Here is a 26479-nt window from a genome sequence, read left to right on the forward strand (position 1 = left end):
AAGTGATTTCAATATCGCTTGCAAGCGCGAATGAGCAGTGGTCAATAGTGTGTCATTGTCCAACTGCCGGACGATTGACCGGATCCGTTACTCCAAGTGCCAGACCCTGCCACTGGCGTCAGACTTCCAGAAACGGTCGCGGCAGACTTAAGAGTCGCCGTCACTCGCCCACTGTCGTCCACCGTACCAGACACCACATTTGACTGGAAGTTTAGGCTGAGCCACTTGCCTTGTTTGTCAATAAATACTGCCTGACAGTTCTGGGCATGACACCACTGCCATGGACCAGCAAATCGCGCAAGAGTAGGGCGACTTGCAGAGAAAGTGGCCACATTAAAACCAATTAGCCTTTGGACTTTGCGAGACACGGGTGATAACTTTTTTTGCACGGGATCGTATGTAATGACGTCAATGTCACACGACAAGGTCACATTGGAAGTGACATCTCGCCAGCAGTTAAATCCGTTGGAACTGCCATCCGCAAACGATTCCGTATAAACCACGTTATACGCACTGAATGTCCCAACAGCCGTTGCAACCGGTGCCATGCCGACTACTTCACCGTTAGATCTTGCTATGCCCGAAAAACCCCCACAGGCTCTGGTGTAAGAAAGATTCCATTTTTTGCCCACACTCAATGGCTTACCCACTGTATTTACCTGTGGGCTATTTACACAGGGCCCATTTGCTACGGTGAACCATCCGGTTTCTTGAAAGTCAGCATTTGTCTGATATTCAGTGCGCGCCCCATATTCAGATGTGCCATTAGTGTTGGTAGCTTTTGTAGCACCGTCTCCGGCAACTTCGGAGAAGTACGTCGTCTCGATCCATGAATCTAGCCCGTTCGGAAAGGCGGGCGCCACGGAGAAGGAATATGTAAACGAGTCGCCTGAGGAAATAGTAAAAGAAGTTGCACTCGGAATAGGAGCGGACGGGTTGGTTGGAGTAGCCGTTGCGCTCGGTGAACTGCCGCCGCCTCCACCGCCGCAGGCGGATAAAAGAGCTGAAACTCCTAGGCCCAAAAAGAATAAACGTGCTTTCATTACTTCACTTCGTAATTTATGGTCACCACACTGCAGCCTATGTGGTTGAACTGATTTCTGGAGGCTTGGAAGCCTTTCGGGATATTGGTTTCAAGAAATTTTGTGGATGCTTCCGATTCAAATTTCCAGTTTGAGCAAATCTCCCATCAACATTGCCTAGAGGCCGATGACACCAATAAGGGGCACCACTACAACGCCCCCGCAAACGCATCAATGATGGCGCGAATGGGTTCGCGCTTGAGCTTGAGCGCGGCCTGGTTGACGACCAGGCGGGAGCTGATGTCCATGATCTGCTCCACTTCGACCAGATTGTTGGCACGCAGCGTGTTGCCGGTGGACACCAGGTCGACGATGGCATCGGCCATGCCCACCAGCGGCGCCAGCTCCATGCTGCCATAGAGCTTGATCAGGTCCACGTGCACGCCCTTGGTCGCAAAAAAGTCGCGGGCAATGGCCACGTACTTGGTAGCGACCTTCAGGCGCGCACCTTGGCGCACGGCGCTGGCGTAGTCGAAATCGGCACGGGCGGCGACGCTGATGCGGCACTTGGCAATTTGCAAATCCAGCGGCTGGTACAGGCCCTGGCTGCCATGCTCCAGCAGCGTGTCCTTGCCGGTGATGCCCATGTCGGCACCGCCGTATTGCACATACGTGGGCACGTCGGTAGCGCGCACGACCAGCACGCGCACGTCGGGCAGGTTGGTGTCGAGGATGAGCTTGCGGGATTTTTCGGGGTCGTCCAGCACCTCAATCCCTGCGGCCTTCAAGAGCGGCAGGGTTTCTTCGAAGATGCGGCCTTTGGATAGCGCGAGAGTAATCATTTCAGTCTTTCGATATCCGCGCCAATGCCGCGCAGTTTGGCTTCCATCTGGTCATAGCCGCGGTCCAGGTGGTAGATGCGGTCCACCACGGTTTCCCCATCGGCCACCAGACCGGCAATCACCAGACTGGCAGAGGCGCGCAGGTCGGTGGCCATGACGGTGGCGCCGGACAATTGGTGTACGCCCTCGATGACCGCCACCTTGCCGTCGATATGGATGTTGGCCCCCAGCCGGACCAACTCATTGACGTGCATGAAGCGGTTTTCGAAAATTGTCTCGGTGACCATGCTGTGGCCGTCGGCAATGGCGTTGAGCGCCATGAACTGGGCCTGCATGTCGGTGGGGAAGCCGGGGTATTCGGTGGTGCGAAAGCTCTGCGCCTTGAGCCGGCCTTGGGATTGCACGCGGATGCCGCCATCCACGGCCGTTACCGTGGCGCCTGCTTCCTGCAATTTCTCTACGACCGCTTCCAGATGGTCCATGCGTCCGTGCTTGAGCACCACGTCACCACCCGCCGCAGCCACCGCACACAGAAAGGTGCCGGTCTCGATACGGTCCGCCACCACCTGGTGGGTGCAGCCGCGCAAGGCCTCTACGCCCTGGATGCGGATCCGGCTGCTGCCATGGCCTTCGATCTGGGCGCCCATCTGGATCAGCATCTCGGCCAGGTCAGGAATCTCGGGCTCCTGGGCCGCGTTCTCCAGAATGGTTTCGCCTTCGGCCAGGGCCGCGGCCATCAAAAAGTTCTCGGTGCCGGTGACGGTCACCATGTCGGTGCTGATGCGCGCACCATGCAAGCGCTTGCGGCCCTTGGGCAGCTTGGCGATCATGTAGCCGTGCTCAACAACGATCTCGGCACCCATGGCGGTCAGGCCCTTGATGTGCTGGTCCACCGGACGCGAGCCGATGGCGCAACCACCGGGCAGCGACACGGTAGCTTCGCCAAACCGTGCCAGCAAGGGCCCCAGTGCCAACACCGACGCACGCATGGTCTTGACCAGCTCGTAGGGGGCTTCGGGGGTGCTCAAGCTGCTGGCGTCCACGCGCACCGCGCCATCGGCGGCCTGATCCACTTGCACACCCATGTTGCGGATCAGCGTGAGCATCGTGGACACGTCTTGCAAACGCGGCACATTGCGCAGGGTGACGGGTTCGGCCGTCAGCAGCGTGGCGCACAGCTCGGGCAAGGCGGCGTTCTTGGCGCCGGAGATCAGCACCTCGCCCTGCAGGGTGCGCCCACCCCGTATCAGCAGCTTATCCATTGCACTTACCCATTACTTTGCGCTGCCCACTCGGCCGGCGTATAGGTTTTCATGGACAGCGCATGCACTTCGTCCGTCTTGAGCCGCGTGCCCATGGCCGCATAGACCTGCTGGTGGCGCGCGATCAGGCGCTTGCCTTCGAACGCGGACGACACCACCGTGGCGTACCAATGGCGACCATCGCCCTCTACTTGGCAGACCTCGCAGGCCATGCTGTTGGCGATCAGGGTTTGGATTTCGTCGGCGGTCATGTCGGTCTCAAAAAAAGGGGGGGCTAGCTACGGATCTTGTAACCCGTGCGCAGCAGGTGGATGGCCAGCACGCTGACCACCGCCAAGGCGCCACCCACAATGCTCAGGCTCAACCAGGGCGAGGCATCACTGACACCGAAGAAGCCATAGCGAAAACCGTCAATCATGTAGAAGAAGGGATTGAGGTGGCTGGCGTTTTGCCAGAAGCCGGGCAGGGAATGGATGGAATAGAACACGCCGCTCAAGAAGGTCATCGGCATGATGATGAAGTTCTGGAAAGCCGCGAGCTGGTCAAACTTTTCGGCCCACAGACCGGCGATCAAACCCAGCGCGCCCATCAGCGCCGCGCCCAGCACGGCAAAGACCATGATCCACAGCGGCGCTGCAAAACCCAGCGGCGCAAACCAGAAGGCAGCCAGCAGCACGCCAGCCCCCACGACGATGCCGCGCACGATGGACGAGCCCACATAGGCCACGAACCAGCTCCAGTGCGACAAGGGCGTCAGCAGCAGAAACACGAGGTTGCCCATGATCTTGCTTTGGATCAGCGAGGACGAGCTATTGGCAAAGGCGTTTTGCAGCACGCTCATCATCACCAGGCCTGGCACCAGAAAGGCGGTGTAGCGGATGCTATCGTAGACCTTGACGTGGTCTTCCAGCACATGGCCGAAGATCAGCAGGTACAGCAGTGCGGTCAGCACCGGGGCCGCCACGGTCTGAAAGCCGACTTTCCAGAAGCGCAGCACTTCTTTGTACAGCAGGGTACGCCATCCGGTCATCATGCGGCTCCCACGTTGCTGGTTTCGGGGACAGACTTGTCTGGTGCGGGCAAGGCCTCGTCTTCCGGTACCGCATGAACGGCAGGAGCTGCAGGCAGCGGTTGGGCCGACTGCGCGGCACCGGCCTTGGACATGATGTCAATGAACACGTCTTCCAGATCGGCCTTGCGCATCTCCACGTCTTCGACGACCAGGCCGGACTCGCGCACGGCGGCCAGGTATTGTTCGATCTCCAGCGCATTGTGGGCTGGCAGTTGCACCACGGTGCCGGTCACGCGGGCGCGCGCCGCCAGGGCGGGTGGCAACACGCCCTCCGTCTTGAAGCGCAGCACATTGCCCGACGCGGCCTTCAGCAAGGCACTGGTGCGGTCCAGGGCCACGATGCGCCCGGTCTTGAGCATGGCAACACGGCCACACAGGGCCTCGGCTTCTTCCAGGTAGTGGGTGGTCAACAGCACGGTGTGGCCCTGCTTGTTGAGCTTGGATACGAAATGCCACAGGGTCTGGCGCAATTCCACATCCACACCGGCGGTGGGTTCGTCCAGCACGATGACGGGCGGCTTGTGCACCAAGGCCTGCGCCACCAGCATGCGACGCTTCATGCCGCCCGAAAGCTGGCGCATATTGGCACCGGCCTTGTCGGCCAGACCCAGGCTGTCCAACAGCTCATCAATCCAGGCTTCGTTTTTGGTGATGCCGAAATAGCCGGACTGGAAGCGCAGCGCTTCGCGGACATTGAAAAAGGGGTCAAACACCAACTCTTGCGGCACGATGCCCAGCTTGCGGCGGGCTTGGGCGTAGTCGCCGTGCACGTCGCTGCCCAACACGGTGACGCGACCGCTGGTGGCGCGGGTCAGCCCGGCCAGGATGCTGATCATGGTCGTCTTGCCGGCGCCATTGGGGCCTAGCAGACCGAAGAACTCGCCCTCTTCGATATCGAGTTGCACACTATCCAGCGCCATGAAGCTGGCGCCCGCAGGCCCGCGCGGGGACGGGTAGCGTTTGGAAACAGACTGGAAGGAAATGGCAGACATGGAAGACCCGCCATTTTAGTCGGCGGCCTGGGCTAGGGAGAGGATCAGGTGGAAGGCAGCAGGCCTTCGATGCCGTACAGCGTGGCCAGGTCGCTCAAATGCTGGGGCAGGCCTTGCACCACCATGGACTTGCCTGCGCGCTGGCAGACGCGGCGCAGTTCGAGCAAGACGGCCAGTGCGGACGAGTCAAAACGCCCCAGGGCTTTGGCATCCACCACCACCGATGTACTGGCTTCCGCCCCCACACCCGCAGTGAGCTGGGCCAGGCAGGCCTTGGCCTGGCCGTGGGTCAATTCAACCGGCAGACTCAGCACATCAGGCCTTTTTGCCGTTGACATTGGCCTTGTTGCGCTCAGCCAATGCGGCGATCAGACCGTCAATACCCTTGGCATTGATTTCCGATGCGAACTGGCTGCGGTAGGTTTCCACCAGCCACACGCCCAGCACGTTCAGGTTGTAGATGCGCCAGCCTGCGCCCTGGCCAGGGGTTTTCTCGAGGCGGTAGTCCAGTTGAATGGACTCGCCGCTGCCCTTGATTTCGGAGCGCACCAGCACTTCTTTGTCTTCGGGCGCAATGCGCAGCGGCTTCATCGTGATGGTCTGGTCCGACACCTGAGCCAGTGCGCCGGCATAGGTGCGCACCAACAGGGTCTTGAACTCTTCCTGCAAACGCTTTTGCTGATCGGGCGTGGCCTGGCGCCAAGCGGGGCCCACGGCGGACGCCGTCATGCGCTGGAAGTTGACGTTGGGCATGATGCGCGAATCGACCAGGGCCACGACCTTGGCCATATCGCCGGCGCGGATGGCCTTGTCATTCTTGATGGTTTCCAACACATCGGTGGACAGGCGCTTGATCATGGCATCGGGTGCCTCGTCTTCGGCGTGTGCGGCCGGAACGACCAGGGCTGTGGCCAGGAGAACAGAGGCTGCCAACATCTGACGCAAAAAAGCTCGTTTCATAGTGTTTCCCACATCCTGTCAATAAATGGAATGCATTATCCCGTGTGTCGCTTCAACGCGCTTGGCCCGCCCCTGGCCTACACAACTACTGGGCGGCAGAGGCTGGTGCAGTGGGGGCGGCCGGCGCAGCAGGTGCCGCGGCGGGTTCCGATTCCCACGAGGTGGTGTCCTCATCGGGCGGATTGCCGTCGTACACCTGGTTGCGCCTGCGCTGCAGGAAGGCATCCCGCGTGAAGCTGTACTTGTCCAAAGCCGCACCATCCACCACTTCGCCTGCCTTCAAGTACGTAGCGCGCGTGTCGATGACGTTCACAACGGTCAAGACGTCGCGGGTGGGCACGTCTTGCACGGAGTTCACCAGATTGCCCTTGATGTCCACCGACAAGGCCAAGGTATCCCGCAGCGTGGACGAGCCCCACAGCGGCAGCACAACGAATGGCCCAGGGCCTACACCCCAACGGCCCAAGGTCAAGCCAAAGTTGGCGGAGTGGCGCTCCATGCCCATTTCACTGGCCACATCCAGCAGGCCGCCCAGGCCCATGGTGCTGTTGACAATCACGCGGCCAAAGCTGTCGGCCGTGTCCTGCCCACGCAACTGCAAGGCGTTGTTGACCATGGACCAGATGTCGTCCAGGTTGGTGAAGAAGTTGTTGATGCCGGTGCGTATCCAGTTGGGTGTGACGCGGGCATAGGCCGTGGCAACCGGCTTGACCACAGCGCGGTCTACCGAATCATTGAAGGCAAACACGCTGCGGTTCCAAGACTCCATCGGGTCCCGTGGATCCTTATTGGGTACGGCAGCACAGGCTTGCAAGGCCAGCAGCGCTGCGACTGCGCCCCAGCGGACGAGCCGGCCTCGCCACGGACTGGAAGGCCCCGAGCTTGCGGATTGCGTCAACACGTCTGGCCTCATTTTTTCTCCGCTGCCGAATTGCTGCCATCTGCCGCTTTGCTGTACAGGAACTGGCTGATCAGGTTTTCCAGCACCACGGCGGATTGGGTGGCCCCAATGACATCACCCTGGGCCAGATTCTTGTCCGACGCGCCGGCCTCAATGCCAATGTACTGCTCGCCGAGCAGGCCGCTGGTCAAAATTTTCAGCGAACTATCTTTAGGAAAAGCGTAACGGCTTTCCAAAGCCAGCGTCACGCGGGCCTGGAAGGATTTGTCGTCAAATGTCAATGTCTCGACACGGCCCACGACCACACCGCCGCTACGCACCGCAGCCTTGGGCTTGAGCCCGCCCACATTGTCAAACTTGGCGCTGACGTGGTAGGTGGATTGGAAGTTCAGGGACAGCAGATTGGCCGACTGGAGGGCCAAAAACAAAATGGCCACGGCACCGATCATCACAAACAAACCCACCCAGACATCATTCTTAGAACGCTGCATAAATTCTTTCTTTTATATCGTAAACATCATCGCGGTGAGGATGAAATCCAGCCCCAGTACCGCCAGAGAAGCCATCACCACCGTGCGCGTCGTCGCGCTCGCCACGCCTTCAGGTGTGGCCTGGGCCTCAAAACCCTGGAACACAGCAATGAAGGTCACCGTCAAACCAAACACAAAACTCTTGAGGACGCCATTGCCCACGTCTTTCCAGACATCAACGCCACCTTGGATCTGGCTCCAGAATGAGCCGGCGTCCACACCGATCATGACGACGCCCACGGCCCAACCGCCGATCACGCCCATGGCGCTGAACACCGCGGCCAGCAAGGGCATGGCTACGACACCAGCCCAGAAGCGCGGCGCCAGCACGCGCTGAATCGGGTCCACAGCCATCATTTCCATGACGCTGATCTGCTCACCGGCCTTCATCAGGCCGATCTCGGCGGTCAGCGAAGTACCGGCCCGGCCGGCAAACAACAAGGCTGTCACCACCGGACCCAATTCACGCACCAGGCTCAAAGTCACCAGCAGCCCCAGGGCCTCGGACGAACCATATCGCTGCAGCGTGTAATAGCCCTGCAGACCAAACACGAATCCCACGAACAGGCCGGACACCGCGATGATGGCCATCGAGTAGTTGCCAAGGAAATGGATCTGGTCGCGCACCAGGCCGAAACGGCGAAAGGTCGGAACCACCGAGAACAGCAGCTTGAAGAACAGCCGCGCGGCATAGCCCATGTCCGCCAATTTGCTGCGGGTGGCAAAGCCTACATCGGCGGGTTTGTACCAACTCATCGCGTCACTCCGACCTGTTTTTGTTGTAGTTGTGCTGCCCCTGGATCGACACCAAAGTCGTCCTCCACGCTGAGCGCCGGGTAGTGGAAACGCACCGGCCCTTCGGACAAAGCGTTCACATATTGGTAGACCAGAGGATCGGTGCTGTTCAGCACATCTTGTGGCGTGCCCTGCGACGCCACCCGGCCATTTGCCAGAATGATGACGTGGTCGGCGATGGTGAAGGTCTGCTCCAGCTCGTGCGACACAAAAATGCTGGTCAGCCCCATGGAATCGTTCAACTGCCGCAGCAGGCGGGCCGAGGTGCCTACCGAAATGGGGTCGATGCCGGTAAAGGGCTCGTCGTACATGACCAATTCGGGGTCCAGCGCGATGGCACGGGCCAGCGCCACCCGGCGCGCCATGCCACCCGACAGCGCCGAGGGCATCATCTCGCGCGCATTGCGCAGACCCACGGCGTTGAGCTTCATCAGCACGATGTCGTGGACCATCTCCTCAGAGAGGTCAGTGTGCTCACGCAGCGGAAAAGCCACGTTGTCATACACGCTGAGGTCGGCAAACAGCGCGCCGAACTGGTAGAGCATCCCCATGCGGCGTCGCGCGGCATAGAGTTGCTCGCGGCCCATGACGGTGACATCCTGGCCGTCAAATAGCATCTGCCCTTTTTGCGCCCGGTTCTGGCCGCCAATCAGGCGCAGGATTGTTGTCTTGCCGCCACCCGACGCGCCCATCAATGCCGTGACCTTGCCCCGCGGGACGGTCAGCGACACGTCATTCAATATGACACGCTCCCCATAGCCAAAGCTCAGGTTACGCAACTCAACGAGCGGGGTAGAAGGGTTGGAGGCCATAAAAAAACAAAAGCCGGGCAGTTTCCGGCTCTTGGATGATAAGGGATTCGCGTAAACCCTTGTATCGGACGTGTATCAACTGAGTACGCGCAACAACACCCTACGAAAGCAAACATCCGCACAGGGCACGCCCGCGCAGATTTGCTTTCTTTCCATGGCGGGCAAGTGCTATCCGGATGGATCAGCGTGGCAAGTCGCTGGCTCCCATCAAGAACTCGTCCACAGACCGCGCAGCCTGGCGGCCTTCGCGGATGGCCCAGACGACCAGGCTCTGGCCGCGGCGCACGTCTCCGGCGGCAAAAACCTTGGACACATTGGTTGCGTAACCGCCGATGAAGTCGGTGCTTGCTTTGGCGTTGCCGCGCGCGTCCTTGTCCACACCAAAGGACTCCAGCATCGTGGCCACCGGAGACACAAAGCCCATGGCCAGCAGCACCAGATCGGCCTTGAGAACCTGCTCGGAGCCAGCCACTTCGACCATCTTGCCGTCTTTCCACTCCACACGCACGGTCTTCAGGCCGGTGACCTTGCCTTTTTCACCGATGAATTCCTTGGTGGAAATGGCGAATTCGCGCTCGCAACCCTCTTCGTGGCTGGAGCTGGTGCGCAGCTTGATCGGCCAGTAGGGCCAGGTCATGGGCCGGTTTTCTTCCTCCGGCGGCTGGGGCATCAATTCGAACTGGGTGACGCTGACCGCGCCATGGCGGTTGCTGGTGCCCACGCAGTCGGAGCCGGTGTCGCCACCGCCGATGACAATGACGTGTTTGCCGTCCGCGCGCAACTGGCCCTTGAGCTTGTCGCCAGCGTTGACCTTGTTCTGTTGGGGCAAGAACTCCATCGCGAAATGGATGCCGTTCAGATCGCGGCCGGGCACGGGCAGGTCGCGCGACTGTTCGGCACCGCCGGTCAGCAGCACAGCGTCGAAGTCCTGCTGCAACTGGGCAGCAGAAATAGTCTCTTTGGCCCAATTCGTGACCTTAGAGTCCTTGGGCATGTCACCGACCAGCACGCCGGTGCGGATGGTGACGCCTTCCTTGACCATCTGGTCGACGCGGCGGTCGATGTGCGACTTTTCCATCTTGAAATCTGGGATGCCATAGCGCAGCAGTCCGCCCACACGGTCATTCTTCTCGAAGAGCGTCACCGAATGGCCGGCACGGGCCAGTTGCTGGGCTGCGGCCATGCCGGCGGGACCGGAACCCACCACCGCAACCGTTTTGCCGGTCTTGAGTTTGGGTGGCTGTGCCAATACCCAGCCCTCGGCCCAAGCGCGGTCGATGATGGCGTGCTCAATGGACTTGATGCCCACGGCCTCATCATTCACGTTCAGCGTACAGGCCGCTTCGCACGGTGCCGGGCAGATGCGGCCGGTGAACTCCGGGAAGTTGTTGGTGCTGTGCAGCGTGTCGATCGCGGCTTTCCAGTCGTCGCGGTACACCATGTCGTTGAAATCCGGGATGATGTTGTTGACCGGGCAACCGCTATTGCAAAACGGCGTGCCGCAATCCATGCAGCGCGCGGCCTGCTTATTGGCCTGCGCGTCGTCCAGACCGATGACGAACTCTTTGTAGTGCTTCACGCGCTCGGCAACGGGCTTGTAGCCCTCTTCGATGCGCTCGTATTCCATGAAGCCAGTCACTTTTCCCATGATGATTCCTAGTCAGTTGGGGACAAGCCCGGCGTGCACTGCAAACCGCGGCCTGTCCTGCAAAGTTATTTCTTATTTGGCAGCAACCGCTTCATTTTTGATAGCGGCCTGCGCAGGTTTGGCGAGGGCTACAGCCTGTTTTTTCGCATGGATCTCACCCAGCGCACGTTTGTACTCGTTGGGGAAGACCTTGACGAACTTGGCGCGGGCCGTGTCCCAGTTGTCCAGCAGATCGCGCGCACGCTTGCTACCGGTCCAGCGGTTGTGCTCTTCCAGCAGGCGACGCAGTTGCACTTCGTCGGCCAAGCCGCGGTGCCAGATGGCCTTGGGCACCGAAGCCTCTTGCTCGGACGCGGGCAGCACTTTCTCCATGGAGACCATGGCGGTGTTGCAGCGCTTGGCGAACTGGCCGTCTTCGTCGTACACGTACGCAATACCGCCGCTCATGCCGGCCGCGAAGTTGCGTCCGGTCTTGCCCAGCACGGCAACCGTGCCGCCGGTCATGTATTCGCAGCCGTGGTCACCGGTGCCTTCGACCACCGCCGTGGCGCCGGACAGGCGAACGGCAAAGCGTTCGCCGCCGACGCCACTGAAGAAAGCCTCGCCCGATGTGGCGCCGTACATCACGGTATTGCCGACGATGGTGTTGTTGACCGCCACGCCGCGGAAGTCAATGCTGGGGCGCACCACGACGCGGCCGCCAGACAAGCCCTTGCCGGTGTAGTCGTTGGCGTCGCCAATCAGGTACAGCGTGATGCCGTTGGTCAGAAAGGCGCCAAAGGACTGGCCGCCCGTACCTTCGAGCTGGATATGAATGGTATTGTCGGGCAAGCCCTGGGGGTGCACCTTGGTCACCGCGCCGGACAGCATGGCGCCGACCGAGCGGTTGACGTTGCGGGCGGCTTCCATGAACTGCACCCGTTCACCCTTGTCGATGGCGGCGCGACACTTGGCGATCAGCACATTGTCCAAGGCCTTTTCCAGGCCGTGATCCTGCTCGAGTGTTTGGAAACGGGGCACATCGGCCGGCACCTGGGGTTGGGCAAACAAGCGACCGAAATCCAGGCCCTGGGCCTTCCAGTGCTCAATACCTTTGCGCATGTCGAGCAAGTCGGAACGGCCAATCAGGTCGTCGAACTTGCGGATGCCCAACTGGGCCATGATCTGGCGCACCTCTTCGGCGATGAAGAAGAAGTAGTTGACGACATGCTCGGGCTTGCCGGAAAACTTCTTGCGCAACGCGGGGTCTTGCGTGGCCACGCCCACCGGGCAGGTGTTCAGGTGGCACTTGCGCATCATGATGCAGCCTTCCACCACCAGCGGTGCGGTCGCAAAGCCGAACTCGTCCGCACCCAACAGCGCGCCGATGGCCACGTCACGACCGGTCTTCATCTGGCCGTCGGCCTGCACGCGGATACGGCTGCGCAAGCGGTTCAGCACCAGGGTTTGCTGCGTCTCGGCCAGGCCGATTTCCCATGGGCTGCCGGCATGCTTGATGGACGACCAGGGTGACGCACCCGTGCCGCCATCGTGCCCGGCGATCACCACATGGTCGCTCTTGCACTTGGCCACACCGGCGGCAATGGTGCCGACGCCGATTTCCGACACTAGCTTGACGCTGATGGAGCTGTGCGGCGCCACGTTCTTCAGGTCGTGAATCAGTTGGGCCAAGTCTTCGATCGAATAGATGTCGTGGTGCGGAGGGGGCGAAATCAAGCCCACGCCTGGCACCGAGTGGCGCAGGCGGCCGATATAGTCACTTACCTTGCCGCCGGGCAGCTGACCGCCCTCGCCCGGCTTGGCACCCTGGGCCATCTTGATCTGGATCTGGTCGGCGCTGTGCAGGTATTCGGCGGTGACACCAAAGCGGCCAGACGCAACCTGTTTGATGCGCGAGCGCAGGCTGTCACCGGCGTTCATGGGGATATCGACCTCCACCACGTCCTTGCCGATGATGTCAGCCATGGTCTGGCCCTGGGTGATCGGAATGCCCTTGAGTTCGTTGCGGTAACGCGCAGGGTCTTCACCGCCCTCACCCGTGTTGCTCTTGCCACCGATGCGGTTCATCGCAATGGCCAGCGTGGCATGAGCCTCGGTGGAGATGGACCCCAGCGACATGGCGCCGGTGGCGAAGCGCTTCACGATCTCCTTGGCAGGCTCGACCTCGTCCACAGGGATGGCTTTGGCGGGATCAAACTTGAACTCGAACAGGCCACGCAGTGTCAGGTGGCGCTTGCTCTGGTCGTTGATGATCTGCGCGTATTCCTTGTAGGTGTTCCAGTTGTTGGCGCGTGTGCTGTGCTGCAGCTTGGCGATGGCATCGGGCGTCCACATATGGTCTTCGCCGCGGGTGCGCCAGGCATATTCACCACCGGCGTCCAGCGCATTGGCCAGCACCGGGTCGGTGCCGAACGCAGCTTTGTGCATGCGGATGGCTTCTTCGGCGATCTCGAAAACGCCTATGCCTTCGACACGGCTGGGCGTGCCGGTGAAATACTTGGCCACCGTGGCGCTGGACAGGCCAATCGCCTCGAACAGCTGCGCGCCGCAGTAGCTCATATAGGTGGACACGCCCATCTTGGACATGATCTTGGACAGGCCCTTGCCGATCGCTTTGACGTAGTTGTAAATGGCCTTGTCGGCCGACAAATCGCCAGGCAGGCCCTGGTGGATGCTGACCAGGGTCTCCATCGCCAGGTAGGGGTGGACGGCTTCTGCACCGTAGCCGGCCAGCACTGCAAAGTGGTGCACCTCGCGTGCGGTGCCGGTCTCGACTACCAAACCGGCGGTGGTGCGCAGCCCTTCATGCACCAGATGCTGGTGAATGGCGGAGAGCGCCAACAGTGCAGGAATGGCCACCTGGGTTGCGCTCACGCCGCGGTCGCTGATGATCAGAATGTTCTTGTCGCTCTTGATCGCATCCACCGCCTCAGCGCACAGCGATGCCAGCTTGGCTTCCACACCTTCGTGGCCCCAGGCCAACGGGTAGGTGATGTCCAGCGTGTAGCTGCGGAATTTGCCTTGGGTATGCGTGTCAATGTCGTGCAGCTTGGCCATGTCAGCGAAATCCAGGACGGGCTGGCTGACCTCCAGGCGCATGGGAGGGTTCACATGGTTGATGTCCAGCAGGTTGGGCTTGGGCCCGATGAAGGACACCAGGCTCATCACAATCGCTTCGCGAATCGGGTCGATCGGCGGGTTGGTCACCTGGGCGAACAACTGCTTGAAATAGTTGTACAGCGGCTTGTTCTTGTCCGACAACACGGCCAGCGGACTGTCGTTGCCCATGGAGCCAATGGCTTCCTCGCCATTCGCGGCCATGGGGCTCATGAGGAACTTGATATCTTCCTGCGTGTAGCCAAAGGCCTGTTGGCGGTCCAGCAGTTCGGGCGGCACAGCGGCTATGCCCGAGGCTTGCGGCTCGGTCGCGCTGACCGGTTGCTCTTGCGCCGACTCACCAGCCACCGGGGTCTCCACGTCGTCCAGCCGAATGCGCAGGTTCTCAATCCACTGTTTGTAGGGCTTGCTGTTGGCGAGGTTGGACTTGAGCTCCTCGTCGTCGATCATGCGGCCTTGTTCCAGGTCGATCAGGAACATCTTGCCGGGTTGCAGGCGCCATTTGCGCACGATCTTGTTCTCAGGCACCGGCAGTACACCGGACTCGGAGCCCATGATGACCAGGTCGTCATCGGTGATGCAGTAGCGGGAAGGACGCAGGCCGTTGCGGTCCAGCGTGGCGCCGATCTGGCGGCCATCGGTAAACACGATGGAGGCCGGGCCGTCCCATGGCTCCAGCATGGCGGCGTGGTATTCGTAGAAGGCCTTGCGGCGGCCATCCATCGTGGTGTGCTGTTCCCAGGGCTCGGGGATCATCATCATCACCGCTTGACTGATGGGGTAGCCGGCCATGGTCAGCAGTTCCAGGCAGTTGTCGAAGGTGGCGGTGTCGGACTGGCTGGCAAAGCTGATGGGGTAAAGCTTTTGCAGATCGGCACCCAGCACCGGGGACGACATCACGCCTTCGCGCGCTTTCATCCAGTTGTAGTTGCCCTTGACGGTGTTGATTTCACCGTTGTGTGCGACATAGCGGTAGGGGTGGGCCAGCGGCCACTCGGGGAAGGTGTTGGTGGAGAAACGCTGATGCACCAGGCCCAGCGCGGAAACGCAGCGTGTGTCTTCCAGGTCCTTGAAATACACGCCCACCTGGTCTGCGAGCAATAGGCCCTTGTAGACCACGGTCCGGCTGCTCATGCTGGGCACGTAGTACTCTTTGCTGTGCTTGAGTTTGAGGTTTTGGATGTGGGCGCTGGCGGTCTTGCGGATCACGTACAACTTGCGTTCCAGTGCGTCCTGCACGATGACGTCCTGACCGCGGCCGATGAATACCTGGCGCTGAATAGGCTCTTTCTCGCGCACGGTCGGCGACATCGGCATATCGCGGTTGACAGGCACATCGCGCCAGCCCAGCAACACTTGGCCTTCGGCCTTGATGGCACGCTCCATCTCCTGCTCACAAGCCAGGCGGGATGCGTGTTCCTTGGGCAAAAAGATCATGCCGACGCCATATTCACCGGGCGGTGGCAGCGTCACGCCCTGGGCTGCCATTTCTTCGCGGTACAGCGCGTCGGGCAGCTGGATCAGGATGCCGGCGCCGTCACCCATCAGCTTGTCCGCACCGACCGCACCCCGGTGGTCCAGGTTTTCCAGGATCTTCAGCGCGTTCTTGACGATGTCATGCGACTTGGTGCCTTTGATATGCGCCACAAAGCCGACGCCGCAGGCATCGTGCTCGTTTGCCGTGGAATACAAACCGTTGTTCTGAAGATGTTGGATCTCGGCTGCCGTAGTCATGGCGTTCCTCTGAAAATTGCAATAGAAGCGAAGAATACTGCAATGCAACAAGGGTGCCAAGCAGAATAATTAGGGTCAGATTCTAATTATTCAATCAAACACTTCACACCTATATAATTAGGGACACATCAAATTAGATAGCACTAAGCCCAATGTGGATGAGGGCAATGCCGTTATTTCTCTATTGGAATTTTGCTGGAGATCGGCCGTCCGGCGACACCTTTTGACACCCTGCGTGTCGTCTTTTTTTGCAGACTTTCCACAAAATCCGCTTCTCCCAAGGCCCAGCCACGCAGGGCCGAGTCGGTCAGCGCCTGCTGCTGCCCGGTGCTGATGCCTGTTTGCACCAATTCGGCATAGGCTGCCTCGCGGGCAAATGGCGTATTTCCCAAAGCCCAAACCAGGGCGTGGGGTGTCAGCAGTTTGTCGTGCCGCAGACCGACGTAATGGGCATGGCTGGACCAGGGGAAGTCCTTGGCCTGCGCCACCATGCCCGCCCGCACGGGATTGAGGTCGATATAAGCCATGCAGGCCAGCAAGTAGCGCTCCGTCTGAATCAGCGTGGACCGGTAGCGCCCTTCCCAGAGGGTGCCGGTGCGTTTCTGGCTGTCGTTGAAATAGCGCACATAGCGCCGCCCCACCGCCTGCATCATTTGCGGCAAACCATCGGCGGTTTGTGGTGTGGCCAACAGATGAAAGTGGTTGCCCATCAACACATACGCATGGATGGCCACCTGGTATTTGCGCGCATTTTCATCCAGCAAATCCAGCATGGTCTGGTAGTCCGCCGCGGTCACAAAAATAGACTGGCGGTTGTTGCCCCGCTGGATCACATGGTGGGGCTGGCCCGGCAATGTCAGGCGCGGCAGGCGAGCCATGGGATGAACGATGAAGGCATCATCGGTATTTTATTGGAATCTGACCCCAATTATTGCAACGATCTTTCAGGCAAGGCAAAGCGCGTTGACAGAAGCTCCGTCAGACCAAATTCCTTCAGCAAGGCCTCCAAGCGTTGGGCAGCCGCCCGGTTGGGTTTGTTGCCGCGCTTGGCGATGATGAGTTCGTTCTTCATGCTGTGCTCCCAGCCCACCAATTCGGTAACGGTGACCTGGTAGCCGCAGGCCTCCAGGTACAGGCAACGCAGCACATTGGTGAGTTGGCTACCCATCTCACGCGTGTGCAATGGATGGCGCCACAGTTCTGCCAAGGGCGTGCGGTTCAGCGACAGCGCCTTGCCGGCGTTAAGTTTGCGCGCGATTTCCGCCTGGCAGCAGGGCACCAGCACCAGGCAGCGCGCCTGCTTCTGCAAGCCAAAGGCTATGGCGTCATCGGTCGCGGTGTCGCAGGCGTGCAGCGCAGTGACCACGTCGATGCGATCGGGCATGGCCTCTGAATCGGTCGACTCGGCAACGCTGAGGTTGAGAAACGACATGCGGTCGAACCCAAGACGCCCAGCCAGCTCGCGCGACTTTTGCACCAGCTCCGTACGGAACTCGACGCCGTAGATATGGCCGCCTTTCAGCGCTTTGAAGAACAGGTCATAGACGATGAAGCCCAGATAGGACTTGCCGGCGCCGTGGTCCGCCAGCGTGGCGCCCTCCCCCGCAGACGGCAACTCGCGCAGCAACTTTTCTATGAATTGGTAGAGGTGGTAGACCTGCTTGAGCTTGCGCCGCGAATCCTGGTTGAGCTTGCCCTCACGGGTCAGGATATGCAGTTCCTTGAGCAATTCAACGCTCTGACCGGGTCGTAGCTCGGACTCCAACGGGTTGGCGGCTACCGCGTGTTTGGCTTGCCGCTGCATTACTTGTTGGGATGCGGTTGCCCCGTCCCGGGAGTTTTGATTTTGTTTCTTCATACGCCGTTGCCCATCTTGCCATGCGGGCTGGCACCCACGCCCAATGCATCCCAACCCGCAGGCCCCAGACGCTCCAGGGTTTCGATATTGGCCTCGAAGATGGCTTCAGGATGGGGAAAGGCCTTCACGGCACGGTCTATGCTGTCTTCGCGCAGCAGGTGCAGCGTGGGATAGGGTGCACGGTTGGTGTAGTTGGCAATGGCGTCCGGCTCCGCGTCGGCAAACACGTAATGGGGGTGGAAGCTGGCAATCTGAAACTCCCCCTCAAAGCCCAGCTTGGCCAGCAGGCGATCGGCTTGGTGCAGGAAGTCGTTGAATTCCAAAAAGTCGGTCAGGGCGTCCGGCGCTATCAAAAGCGTAGTGTCTCGTGTAAGTACGTCGAGGGCTGCCAAGCTTTTTAGCTCTTGCCCCAAGTCCGCCAGCAGATCCTTGAAACCGACGGAACGGCTCACTGCATAGTGAACCAGGTCCTTGGTTTCCACCGCCTTCGCAAAGGGGCACAGGTTCAGGCCGATAACGGCGCGTTGCAACCAGCGCCGGGTGTCGTCTACTACGATCGCGTCATCAGGGTCTTGGTCGCCGCTCACAAGAAGCGGCTCGGTTGGGCAACGACCATCTTGGCCAACTCGTCCATCAGGCTATGGTCAATTTTGGCGGCGGCCCAGGTGCTGGTCACAACACCAAATCCATCTGCGTTGGCCAAGCGGAAGATCAACTGACCGTTGTCATGGTCTGCCGCGACAGTGACATTGCCACGGGCTTTGGTGACGTACTCAAAGCAGATGGCTTGCAAGGTGTTCTTCTCGGGGTGGCGTATGTTCTTTTGCTCGTGTTCGACGTGGCCATAGGCCAAGCGCTTCTGCACGCGCTCCAGATCCGGCGGAAAGTTGACGCTGACCGAGCCCGGGATCGGCGCCCCGATCTTGGGAACAATATCCCAGCCCATGGCAATGTAGTCGTAGACGTCTTTGTCGCGCAGCTTCTTCTTGCGGGAGTCTGTCCGGAAATCGGCGAGCTTCATCGCGGGCCAAGCTGTCTTGCCATCCAATGAGAAGCGGGGGGCGTCAGGGGTGATGACGTTGAGTTGGCGGGCCAAGTCCTGCAGGTATTTCCATACAGTCTGACACGCCCACTCCGTGGCGGCTGCATTCTCTTCCAAATTCTGCAGCTGCTCACTTTGCTGGTTTTGAAGCGCATTGGCTTGCTGCTTCAACTGGTTAAGAAAACTCACTGATCCTCCAGGCTTGCTTTTGTTATTTTCTCCATTTTAGCGAGCGTTAACAATTGCTTACGTTGTAACTTGCGTGAACAGGTGCTGACCGGTAAGACGCTGATGCTCGCGGTTTGCAAACCGGTCGGTCATACCCGCTATGTAGTCGGCAACGGTGCGGGCCAGCTGCACCGGCGTAGCTTCGCGCCAATCACTTGGCGCGAAGTCAGCGGGCAGTTCCTGTGGTGTGGCGAAGTAAGCCTGGAACAACTCCTGCACGATGCGCTTGGCCACACCCGTCGTCTGCACCACCTGTGGGTGGCGGTACAGGTTGTGAAACAAAAACTGCTTGAGTTGCTTGGACTGCGCACGCGCTTCGACGCTGAACGCCAGCAGACCGCCCCTGCTGCGCGCGTCGTCCGGGCTGCAGGGCGCTTCTGACGCCAAGGCTGCTCCGCTGACGTCGATCAGGTCGTAGACCTGGGCACTCAACATGCGGCGAATGGTTTCAAACAGCAGGCGGCGCTGGTTGTGGTTGGCCCCAAGATCGGGAAAGCCCTGCAACGCTTGGCTACGGTGCTGCTCGAACAATGGCACTTCGGACAATTGTTCCAAGCTGACCAGCCCTGAGCGCACGCCATCGTCAATATCGTGGGCGTTGTAGGCAATTTCATCCGCCAGATTGCACAGCTGCGCTTCCAAGCTGGGGTAGCTTCCATCCAAGAACCGCCGCCCGACACCGCCGGGCTCCTGGGCTTCCAGCGACATCGCATTGGTACGCGAGCAGTGCTTGAGAATCCCTTCGCGCGTTTCAAAGGTCAGATTGATACCATCGAACTGGGGGTAGCTTTGCTCCAATTGGTCGACCACGCGCAAGCTCTGCAGGTTGTGTTCGAAGCCACCGTGCTCGCGCATGCAATCATTCAGCGCATCCTGGCCCGCATGCCCGAACGGTGTGTGGCCTAAATCATGGGCCAGGGAGATGGCTTCTACCAAGTCCTCATTCAGGTGCAAGGCGCGTGCAATCGAGCGCCCCAGCTGCGCGACCTCCAGCGAATGGGTCATGCGGGTGCGAAACAGATCGCCCTCGTGGTTCAGGAATACCTGCGTCTTGTAGACCAGCCGCCGAAACGCTGTGGAATGGACGATGCGGTCGCGGTCGCGCTGGTAGGCCGTGCGGGTGGGCGCATCAGGTTCTGCAAACCGCCGGCCACGGGACTGGGCGGGGTCGCATGCGTAAGGAGCCAGAATCATATATTCAAAATAAGCCGCCAGCCCTCGTTCGAATTGAATGTGCCGCTAGTAAATGTATAGCAATCTACGCGCAACAGGCATCCACCACCTGGCGTACCAGAGCGTCGGGCGCGGCCCTCAGTACTGCGCGCGATGGTCCATCGATCACGACAAACCGGATCTCGCCGCCCTCCGCCTTTTTATCGACACGCATCAGTTCCAGATAGCGGCCCGCATTATCGGCGGCGGACAAGCGGGGGCCGATCACCGGCAGGCCGGCTCGTTGCACCAAGTCACGCAACCTTTTGACGAAGGCCGCTTCAACCAGCCCCAAGGCCCGCGATAGCTCTGCCGCCATGACCATGCCACAACCGACGGCCTCGCCATGCAGCCAGGTTCCGTATCCCATACCGGCCTCTATAGCGTGGCCAAAGGTATGGCCAAAGTTCAAGATGGCACGCAGGCCGGACTCCCGCTCGTCCTGGCCCACGACCCAGGCCTTGATTTCGCAGCTGCGCCGAACTGCATGGGTTAGCGCGTCGACATCGCGTGCCAGAAGTCTGTCCAGATTGGCCTCGATCCAATCCAGAAAGGCGAGATCCGCAATCGGACCGTACTTGATGACCTCGGCCAAGCCAGCACTCAGCTCGCGTGACGGCAAGGTATTGAGTGTGCTGAGGTCGCACACAACCTGCAGCGGTTGGTAAAAGGCCCCAATCATGTTTTTGCCCATGGGGTGGTTGATGCCGGTCTTTCCACCCACCGAGGAGTCCACTTGGGCCAACAAGGTTGTGGGCACCTGCACAAATGGAACACCGCGCATATAACTTGCGGCGGCGTAGCCTGTCATGTCACCGACAACACCACCACCGAGTGCAAACAGGACGGTCTTTCGGTCGCAAGCATTGCGCAGCAAGGCATCGAAAATCAGATTGAGCGTTTCCCAGTTCTTATACACCTCGCCGTCGGGTAAGGTCAGCAGATGAACTGCTTTATAGCGTTGCTGCAAGCTTGTTTGTAAGCGCTGCGCGTACAGCGGACCAACCGTGGCATTGGTCACTATCAGGGCCGAATCACCGCTCGGCAAAGACGCGAAAGTACTGGGGTCGTCTAGCAGGGCTGGCGCGATCAGGATGTTGTAGCTGCGGTCGCCCAAATCGATAGGGACGTGCGGTGTCGGGGTCGGTGCTTGCATAGCACGCTAGTTTAGAGGATGAAGTGCGTCGAGCAGGTACGAGGCAGTTTCAACTCAAAGGCCCGCAAAGGACATATATGTCCCTCGCGCTAGGTATTGTGCAGAACACCCGCGAGTTCCAACTGCATCACGATCATATTGACCAGCGTTCCGACAGAGGGTCGACCGGTCTCCACGACAAAATGCGCCGTTTCGCGGTACAGCGGATCACGGCTTGCATGCAGATCGCGCAGACGCGACAAAGGGTCATCCACTTGCAACAGTGGCCGACTCGCATCGTGGCGAAGCCGTCTGTGGATATCGTCCGGATTGGATTTCAAATACACGACCTGACCGCGTTCCCGCAGGCGTTGGCGGGTAGATGGCCTGAGCACCGCTCCGCCGCCGGTTGAAATGACAGCGCGCGGTAGGGCCGTCAACTCATCCAGTACCGCTTCTTCTAGGTCTCGAAAAACACCCTCGCCATCGCGCTCAAAGGCTACACGGATGGAGCAACCCAGCCGTTCCTCGATGACGTGATCGGAGTCGAAAAAAGGAAGCTGGAGCCGTCGGGCGAGTTGCCGCCCGACGGTGGATTTGCCGGAGCCTGGGAGGCCAACTAGGGCGATCACAGCCACCGCCCCGACCTCTGACCATCCGTTCTAGCAGCCAGCAATGCCGTTGGTGTCCTTGATGGTATATGTGCCTGTGCCAATACGCCCAGTGGAATCGATGACCGTAATCGTTACAGTGCGATCACCACCAGTCGCAGGGGGGCCAACAGCAACGGTCAGGGAGCAGGTGTTTCCACCAGTCAAGGCAATCGTATAAATTCCATCACCATTGCTGACCGGTGTCTGTGGCGCCAGCACGGCTGTATTGGTGGAGAACACTTGTATCGTGCCGCTATTGGCGCCATAGAGCAGAAGCGACAAAGTAGGTGTATTGGTACTCTCAGGAATCGTGAACGCACTGGGCACCAATTGCAAACCTGACGATCCCGCATTAATAGTAACGTTGAAATTAACCGATTGATTGTTCGCGTCAACAATAGTCAGCGCAGATCCTGTACATGGCTTGTTACCCTTGGCCTCCACGATATTTCCCTGGACAATTTTGACATCGGTAAGGCAGTTGTCCAGAACAAGGGCTCTGTACGGAGGGGTGCCCCCGGTAATCACAGACCGGAAGACACTACCAGTAGCAATAGTGGGATCGGTAGGATTAACTGCCAAGGCAATCGTCCCCAAGGTAACCACCGAAGCGAAAGACCCAGGCGGAGAAGAAGAGTCAGTCATTGTGACGGTCGCAGTCCCTGGGACTTGCAACGCGGTGAACGTCACGTCTGTACCGTTGACGACCACAGACAACAACGATGGATTGCTGCTGACGGCTTTATACGGAGGAGTACCACCACCAAACTTGAAGGTTTGTGCCGCTATCGGCCCTGGAGCAATGGTTAACGCAGTTGGTGCAGTGGTAAAAAATGCGGTGCTCGAACCGGCGGTGATGATGATGTCAAATTTCGTTCCTTTTGCATCTTGCACAGAAACGGTTGCCGTACCTGCGGCGGCTGTACCAACGGCGAAGATATCCTCACCAATTAACCAACCAACTGCTACAGCGGGGTTGGCGCTAAAGACCGTGTAAGGCTTTACACCACCCTTGATAAAGTACTGTTGCGTAAGACCGACCTGTAAGGTCAGTGTGCTTGGTGCAGCAACCGAGAATGTTTGAACAGACCCTGATGGAACCCCCGGCGATCCACCTCCACCACCACAAGCAGAAAGAACAGCAGCGATCAGAAGCGTCGCAAATAGTGTGAATAAGCGCATCATGATGTAGTCGTATGTATTGTCAGATGGGTTAATTATCGCGTAGCGCCACGGTCAGAGATCATCTTGGGTGTAATGAAAACCAAGAGTTCCGTCTTATTTGAGGAACGTACTTTCGTTTTGAACAGATTGCCCAGAACAGGTAGATCTCCCAGCAAAGGTACACGAGTCTCATCGTCTTTGGTCGTTTCGGCATATATACCACCTATCACGACCGTACCACCATTCTCAACGAGAACGGAAGTGTTGACGTGTTTAGTGTCGATGGCAAAGCCGGCGGTAGTCAATCGACCAACGGTATCTTTGGTTACATCCAGTTTAAGAATAATGCTGCCTTCTGGAGTAATCTGAGGTGTAACTTCCAGTTTCAAATTGGCTTTTCTGAACGCAATGGAGGTTGCACCACTTGCCGAAGCAACTTGATAAGGCAATTCCTCCCCTTGCTCAATGGTGGCAGTCACTTGATCTGCTGTGACGACGCGGGGGCTCGACACAACCTTGCCTTTTCCATCCGCCTCCAATGCCGAAATCTCTAAGTTCAGGAAACGGTTGGCCGCAGAGTTAAAAATGGAAACCGCGAAGGCTGCAGGAGAAGACAGGGCTGGGTAATTGACCACCGCCGGCATCGTCAAGAACTGTGCATTGGCGTCCAACTTGCCTTCTACACGGTTGGATGTCGTGTACTGGAGATTGGAATAATTCGCACCAAATGCAACCCGGTTATCCCCGTTGACTTGGTAACCACCATCCCCGCCGCTGGCCGCCCGAGCATCGACACCACCCAACTTGACGCCCAGCGATTTACCGAAGGTATCGGTTGCTTCAACGATACGTGCTTCGATCAACACCTGCCTGACTGCGATGTCCAGCTTGGTAATCAGCGACTGAACTTGTTCGAGCTTGCTAGGAATGTCCGTCACAAAAAGCTGATTGGTCCGCTTCTCCGCAATGACGCTACCACGCGAACTCAGAATGCGGGCAGACCCTTTCTCGCCTCCACCATCAGCCTTCAAATACGCGGCGATTTCCTCCGCCTTGGCATAGTTGATTTGGAACGACTGTGTCCGCAATGGCTCCAGTCCCTGGACCGCCACGGCCGACTCCAAATCCAGCTTTTCTTTGGCTGTAATCTCATCCTTGGGAGCAACCCAGAGCACATTACCGCTCTTTCGCAGTCCCAAGCCCTTCGCCTGCAAAATGATGTCCAGCGCTTGGTCCCACGGCACGTCCTGCAAGCGCAAAGTTACGGCGCCCGCCACCGAATCCGAGGTCACGATATTGAAATTCGTGAAGTCAGCGATGACCTGCAATAGCGACCGAACTTCGATATTCTGGAAGTTGAGCGATAGCTTTTGCCCTGTGTAACCGACGCCCGGTGTCAGCTTCTTCGGGTCAACCTTGATCTCCTTGACCTCAATCACAAACTGCTCATCGCTTTGGTACGCACTGTGCTCCCATTGCCCCGTAGGTTCAATGACCATTCGCACCTTATCACCGGTTTGCGTGGTGGTTACCGATTTGATCGGGGTGCCGAAGTCAGCAACGTCCAACCGCCTACGCAACCCCTCTGGTAGCGTGGATTTCATGAAATCCACCACCAAAGACTGCCCCTGCTGACGTATATCCACGCCCACTTGATTGTTGGGCAAGGTAACAACTACACGACCAGCGCCATCGGTGGTCCTGCGGAAATCTAAGTCTTTCAGAGGCGCAGAATCACGGCTCCGGCTTTCGGCAAACGTTGTGGTTACTGCAGTAGCCGCAGTGCTCGGTGTAGTCGACGCCAATGCAACCAGCAGGGATTTACCCTGAATTTCCGCGGTGTAGGCCGCTGGATACTTCAAGTTGAGCACCACCCGCGTGCGTTCACCCGCTTGTACAACGCTGACCGACTTCAAATTACCCTGATTCAACTCCACATTGGAGCGGCCCAACGCGCTGGTTACTCCAGGGAAATCCAAGGCAATCCGAGCAGGTGACTGAATTGCAAACCCAGACGGAATGGCTGTCAGCTCTTTGCTGAGATCAATACGCACCACCTCGGTGCCACCTTGTATGGAACCTGTTACGGATTCAATTGCAGTTTGAGCTTGTGCCCCAAACCCCACCAAAAGTGCCAAGGAAAATGCAAGACCGTGCCACATGCGCAAACCTATTCGCTGATTCTGATTTTTCATTTAGACCTCTCTTGCAACTGCAATGTCGCAACGCGTTCAATCCATTCACCTACTGCATCCTGCACGATCTCACGCAGTGTTACCTCGGTCTCACTGATCTTCATCACTCGACCATAGTTTTGCCCGAGATAATTGCCTTGTTTCACTTGGTATAACAAGTTATCCACCTTCACCAAAGCGACAGGCTGTCCCTCCTTGAGGATGCTCCCCACTAAGCCCATCGAGTCCAATGGGAAGGCTTCCAAAGGTTCTTTTCGCCTCGCAAGCTCAGGCGCCACAAGGGCTCCATTCGAAACAACCTGTGATGCGTCGCGCTTCAGGGCTTGGGTCAATTTTTCCTTACTAAACGGCTCGGTAGTAGCCGCATTGGTATATGACTCGGGTTTGAATTGTTTGGGCGCAGGTATGGGGTCTACCTTGGGTCGCGTCTGGTTACGCTCTTCTGCCATCCATTGGCGTATGTCGTCATCGCGGGACGAACCACAACCACACAGGAGCACAGCCAACCAAGCAACGGCCAAGAGGCTAACGCGGGTCATTTCTTCGCTCCCTTGGAGGCACTACTTTGCGCAGCAATTTCATCCTTATCCAGATACCGAAAAGTTTTCGCCGTGGACTCCAAAATCAGCGCGCCATTGGCTCCGGGAGCAATAGTCAGATTATTCAGCGTAACAATGCGAGATAGGTTGGCGATATCAGAGGCAAATGCGCCAATATCGTGGTACCGGCCGCTCACCTTGATGGCAATGGGCAGCTCGGCGTAATAGTCCTTCACCGCGATATTGCCAGGCCGGAACAAATCAAATTGCAAGCTACGCCCCAAACCTGCCTGGTTGATGTCAGACAGCAGCGCATCCATTTCTGCCTTGCTGGGCAATTGCTTCTCTAATTGCGTGACATATTGCAAAACCTGCTCTCGTTGCTTCTTGAGCACGTCCAGATTGACCGCTTTCGTCAATTTGGTTTTGTAGTCGGCCCGGAGCTTTTCCTCAGTAGCCTTCTCCTGAATCAGGATATCGTCTTCACCACTTAACCAGACAAACCACAACGCTACGACGATCACCACGGACAACGCAACGAACAAAACATAGCGGGGAATCGCTGGCCACGAAGCGGGATCCCTGGGATCCAAGCCACTGAACTGGGCAACCAGCTTTTGCTGAAGCTGGGCGAAATCAATTGAACCTAAAGTATTGGTAGCCATTTAGATTCCTACATATTCTTCTGGGCAGGGGCCGACGCTGGCGGCACAGGCGCGGACACCGCAGTCTGCGGCGCGGATGCGCCTGCTGATGACGCAGACGT

General features: G+C 58.7%; 25 protein-coding genes. All 25 read right to left on the minus strand.

Translation table 11 applies throughout. The features are described 5' to 3' along the window. Positions 1-41: 41 nt before the first annotated feature. The 25 genes from AC07OO_RS04225 to AC07OO_RS04345 all read right to left on the minus strand — a co-directional run bounded on the left by AC07OO_RS04225 (position 42) and on the right by AC07OO_RS04345 (position 26378). Entirely contained in the window at positions 42-1043 is a 1002-nt protein-coding gene (locus AC07OO_RS04225) for a hypothetical protein (protein ID WP_495080801.1), read from the minus strand. 188 nt (positions 1044-1231) lie between these two features. Then, positions 1232-1864 (minus strand): ATP phosphoribosyltransferase, encoded by a 633-nt coding sequence (gene hisG, locus AC07OO_RS04230; RefSeq protein WP_495080802.1) that lies wholly within the window; start codon positions 1862-1864, stop codon positions 1232-1234. Then, positions 1861-3126, minus strand: coding sequence for a UDP-N-acetylglucosamine 1-carboxyvinyltransferase (gene murA / locus AC07OO_RS04235; RefSeq protein ID WP_495080803.1), 1266 nt, complete (start codon positions 3124-3126; stop codon positions 1861-1863). Before murA ends, hisG begins: the two co-directional genes overlap by 4 nt. Positions 3127-3131: 5 nt before the next feature. Next, complete coding sequence (locus AC07OO_RS04240; protein WP_495080804.1) at positions 3132-3377, minus strand: BolA family protein; 246 nt, start codon at positions 3375-3377, stop codon at positions 3132-3134. A 23-nt stretch (positions 3378-3400) separates the two neighbouring features. Further along, positions 3401-4156 (minus strand): ABC transporter permease, encoded by a 756-nt coding sequence (locus tag AC07OO_RS04245; protein WP_495080805.1) that lies wholly within the window; start codon positions 4154-4156, stop codon positions 3401-3403. Then, the gene (locus AC07OO_RS04250; RefSeq protein ID WP_495080806.1) at positions 4156-5190 is read right to left on the minus strand and encodes an ABC transporter ATP-binding protein; all 1035 of its coding nucleotides are present in this window, start codon (positions 5188-5190) and stop codon (positions 4156-4158) included. Before AC07OO_RS04250 ends, AC07OO_RS04245 begins: the two co-directional genes overlap by 1 nt. 44 nt (positions 5191-5234) lie before the next feature. Continuing rightward, complete coding sequence (locus AC07OO_RS04255) at positions 5235-5528, minus strand: STAS domain-containing protein (RefSeq protein WP_495080807.1); 294 nt, start codon at positions 5526-5528, stop codon at positions 5235-5237. Continuing rightward, positions 5506-6126 (minus strand): MlaC/ttg2D family ABC transporter substrate-binding protein, encoded by a 621-nt coding sequence (locus AC07OO_RS04260; protein ID WP_495081771.1) that lies wholly within the window; start codon positions 6124-6126, stop codon positions 5506-5508. Before AC07OO_RS04260 ends, AC07OO_RS04255 begins: the two co-directional genes overlap by 23 nt. A 109-nt stretch (positions 6127-6235) precedes the next feature. Continuing rightward, complete coding sequence (locus AC07OO_RS04265; RefSeq protein WP_495080808.1) at positions 6236-6919, minus strand: MlaA family lipoprotein; 684 nt, start codon at positions 6917-6919, stop codon at positions 6236-6238. Positions 6920-7059: 140 nt separating this feature from the next. Continuing rightward, a complete protein-coding gene (gene mlaD, locus AC07OO_RS04270; RefSeq protein ID WP_495080809.1) occupies positions 7060-7542 on the minus strand; it encodes an outer membrane lipid asymmetry maintenance protein MlaD in 483 nt (160 codons plus the stop codon). A gap of 12 nt (positions 7543-7554) precedes the next feature. After that, positions 7555-8337, minus strand: coding sequence for a lipid asymmetry maintenance ABC transporter permease subunit MlaE (gene mlaE, locus AC07OO_RS04275; protein ID WP_495080810.1), 783 nt, complete (start codon positions 8335-8337; stop codon positions 7555-7557). Next, positions 8334-9188: an ABC transporter ATP-binding protein gene (locus tag AC07OO_RS04280; RefSeq protein ID WP_495080811.1), complete on the minus strand. Its 855-nt coding sequence runs from the start codon at positions 9186-9188 to the stop codon at positions 8334-8336. Before AC07OO_RS04280 ends, mlaE begins: the two co-directional genes overlap by 4 nt. A 181-nt stretch (positions 9189-9369) precedes the next feature. Continuing rightward, positions 9370-10836 carry a glutamate synthase subunit beta gene (locus AC07OO_RS04285; protein ID WP_495080812.1) on the minus strand — a complete coding sequence of 489 codons (1467 nt, stop codon included), beginning with the start codon at positions 10834-10836 and terminating at the stop codon, positions 9370-9372. Between the two features lie 72 nt (positions 10837-10908). Next, entirely contained in the window at positions 10909-15687 is a 4779-nt protein-coding gene (locus AC07OO_RS04290; RefSeq protein WP_495080813.1) for a glutamate synthase-related protein, read from the minus strand. Between the two features lie 173 nt (positions 15688-15860). Then, the gene (locus tag AC07OO_RS04295; RefSeq protein ID WP_495080814.1) at positions 15861-16565 is read right to left on the minus strand and encodes an REP-associated tyrosine transposase; all 705 of its coding nucleotides are present in this window, start codon (positions 16563-16565) and stop codon (positions 15861-15863) included. Positions 16566-16615: 50 nt separating this feature from the next. Then, positions 16616-17491, minus strand: a complete 876-nt coding sequence (locus tag AC07OO_RS04300; protein ID WP_495080815.1) for a class I SAM-dependent methyltransferase — start codon at positions 17489-17491, stop codon at positions 16616-16618. A gap of 50 nt (positions 17492-17541) precedes the next feature. Beyond that, on the minus strand, positions 17542-18132 hold the full coding sequence (locus AC07OO_RS04305) for a DUF1415 domain-containing protein (RefSeq protein WP_495080816.1): 591 nt from the start codon (positions 18130-18132) through the stop codon (positions 17542-17544). After that, complete coding sequence (locus tag AC07OO_RS04310; RefSeq protein WP_495080817.1) at positions 18129-18776, minus strand: hypothetical protein; 648 nt, start codon at positions 18774-18776, stop codon at positions 18129-18131. The genes AC07OO_RS04305 and AC07OO_RS04310 overlap by 4 nt, the downstream gene beginning before the upstream one ends. A 57-nt stretch (positions 18777-18833) precedes the next feature. Further along, positions 18834-20009 carry a deoxyguanosinetriphosphate triphosphohydrolase gene (locus tag AC07OO_RS04315; protein ID WP_495080818.1) on the minus strand — a complete coding sequence of 392 codons (1176 nt, stop codon included), beginning with the start codon at positions 20007-20009 and terminating at the stop codon, positions 18834-18836. A gap of 64 nt (positions 20010-20073) precedes the next feature. After that, positions 20074-21183, minus strand: a complete 1110-nt coding sequence (gene aroB / locus AC07OO_RS04320) for a 3-dehydroquinate synthase (protein WP_495080819.1) — start codon at positions 21181-21183, stop codon at positions 20074-20076. A gap of 89 nt (positions 21184-21272) precedes the next feature. Beyond that, positions 21273-21800: a shikimate kinase gene (locus AC07OO_RS04325; RefSeq protein ID WP_495080820.1), complete on the minus strand. Its 528-nt coding sequence runs from the start codon at positions 21798-21800 to the stop codon at positions 21273-21275. A 24-nt stretch (positions 21801-21824) separates the two neighbouring features. Continuing rightward, the gene (locus AC07OO_RS04330; RefSeq protein WP_495080821.1) at positions 21825-23000 is read right to left on the minus strand and encodes a hypothetical protein; all 1176 of its coding nucleotides are present in this window, start codon (positions 22998-23000) and stop codon (positions 21825-21827) included. A 32-nt stretch (positions 23001-23032) separates the two neighbouring features. Continuing rightward, positions 23033-25174, minus strand: a complete 2142-nt coding sequence (locus AC07OO_RS04335) for a type IV pilus secretin PilQ (protein WP_495080822.1) — start codon at positions 25172-25174, stop codon at positions 23033-23035. Continuing rightward, complete coding sequence (locus AC07OO_RS04340) at positions 25171-25713, minus strand: pilus assembly protein PilP (protein ID WP_495080823.1); 543 nt, start codon at positions 25711-25713, stop codon at positions 25171-25173. Before AC07OO_RS04340 ends, AC07OO_RS04335 begins: the two co-directional genes overlap by 4 nt. Next, positions 25710-26378 (minus strand): type IV pilus inner membrane component PilO, encoded by a 669-nt coding sequence (locus AC07OO_RS04345; protein ID WP_495080824.1) that lies wholly within the window; start codon positions 26376-26378, stop codon positions 25710-25712. The genes AC07OO_RS04340 and AC07OO_RS04345 overlap by 4 nt, the downstream gene beginning before the upstream one ends. Positions 26379-26479 lie beyond the last annotated feature (101 nt).

It is taken from the genome of Rhodoferax sp. GW821-FHT07G04 (assembly GCF_059418585.1).

What these genes read in the sequence shown, in the direction of transcription:
- AC07OO_RS04225 (WP_495080801.1), bottom strand. Translation starts at nt 1,043, where the DNA reads ATGAAAGCACGTTTATTCTTTTTGGGCCTAGGAGTTTCAGCTCTTTTA.
- hisG (WP_495080802.1), bottom strand. Translation starts at nt 1,864, where the DNA reads ATGATTACTCTCGCGCTATCCAAAGGCCGCATCTTCGAAGAAACCCTG.
- murA (WP_495080803.1), bottom strand. Translation starts at nt 3,126, where the DNA reads ATGGATAAGCTGCTGATACGGGGTGGGCGCACCCTGCAGGGCGAGGTG.
- AC07OO_RS04240 (WP_495080804.1), bottom strand. Translation starts at nt 3,377, where the DNA reads ATGACCGCCGACGAAATCCAAACCCTGATCGCCAACAGCATGGCCTGC.
- AC07OO_RS04245 (WP_495080805.1), bottom strand. Translation starts at nt 4,156, where the DNA reads ATGACCGGATGGCGTACCCTGCTGTACAAAGAAGTGCTGCGCTTCTGG.
- AC07OO_RS04250 (WP_495080806.1), bottom strand. Translation starts at nt 5,190, where the DNA reads ATGTCTGCCATTTCCTTCCAGTCTGTTTCCAAACGCTACCCGTCCCCG.
- AC07OO_RS04255 (WP_495080807.1), bottom strand. Translation starts at nt 5,528, where the DNA reads ATGTCAACGGCAAAAAGGCCTGATGTGCTGAGTCTGCCGGTTGAATTG.
- AC07OO_RS04260 (WP_495081771.1), bottom strand. Translation starts at nt 6,126, where the DNA reads ATGTTGGCAGCCTCTGTTCTCCTGGCCACAGCCCTGGTCGTTCCGGCC.
- AC07OO_RS04265 (WP_495080808.1), bottom strand. Translation starts at nt 6,919, where the DNA reads ATGGAGTCTTGGAACCGCAGCGTGTTTGCCTTCAATGATTCGGTAGAC.
- mlaD (WP_495080809.1), bottom strand. Translation starts at nt 7,542, where the DNA reads ATGCAGCGTTCTAAGAATGATGTCTGGGTGGGTTTGTTTGTGATGATC.
- mlaE (WP_495080810.1), bottom strand. Translation starts at nt 8,337, where the DNA reads ATGAGTTGGTACAAACCCGCCGATGTAGGCTTTGCCACCCGCAGCAAA.
- AC07OO_RS04280 (WP_495080811.1), bottom strand. Translation starts at nt 9,188, where the DNA reads ATGGCCTCCAACCCTTCTACCCCGCTCGTTGAGTTGCGTAACCTGAGC.
- AC07OO_RS04285 (WP_495080812.1), bottom strand. Translation starts at nt 10,836, where the DNA reads ATGGGAAAAGTGACTGGCTTCATGGAATACGAGCGCATCGAAGAGGGC.
- AC07OO_RS04290 (WP_495080813.1), bottom strand. Translation starts at nt 15,687, where the DNA reads ATGACTACGGCAGCCGAGATCCAACATCTTCAGAACAACGGTTTGTAT.
- AC07OO_RS04295 (WP_495080814.1), bottom strand. Translation starts at nt 16,565, where the DNA reads ATGGCTCGCCTGCCGCGCCTGACATTGCCGGGCCAGCCCCACCATGTG.
- AC07OO_RS04300 (WP_495080815.1), bottom strand. Translation starts at nt 17,491, where the DNA reads ATGCAGCGGCAAGCCAAACACGCGGTAGCCGCCAACCCGTTGGAGTCC.
- AC07OO_RS04315 (WP_495080818.1), bottom strand. Translation starts at nt 20,009, where the DNA reads ATGATTCTGGCTCCTTACGCATGCGACCCCGCCCAGTCCCGTGGCCGG.
- aroB (WP_495080819.1), bottom strand. Translation starts at nt 21,183, where the DNA reads ATGCAAGCACCGACCCCGACACCGCACGTCCCTATCGATTTGGGCGAC.
- AC07OO_RS04330 (WP_495080821.1), bottom strand. Translation starts at nt 23,000, where the DNA reads ATGATGCGCTTATTCACACTATTTGCGACGCTTCTGATCGCTGCTGTT.
- AC07OO_RS04335 (WP_495080822.1), bottom strand. Translation starts at nt 25,174, where the DNA reads ATGAAAAATCAGAATCAGCGAATAGGTTTGCGCATGTGGCACGGTCTT.
- AC07OO_RS04340 (WP_495080823.1), bottom strand. Translation starts at nt 25,713, where the DNA reads ATGACCCGCGTTAGCCTCTTGGCCGTTGCTTGGTTGGCTGTGCTCCTG.
- AC07OO_RS04345 (WP_495080824.1), bottom strand. Translation starts at nt 26,378, where the DNA reads ATGGCTACCAATACTTTAGGTTCAATTGATTTCGCCCAGCTTCAGCAA.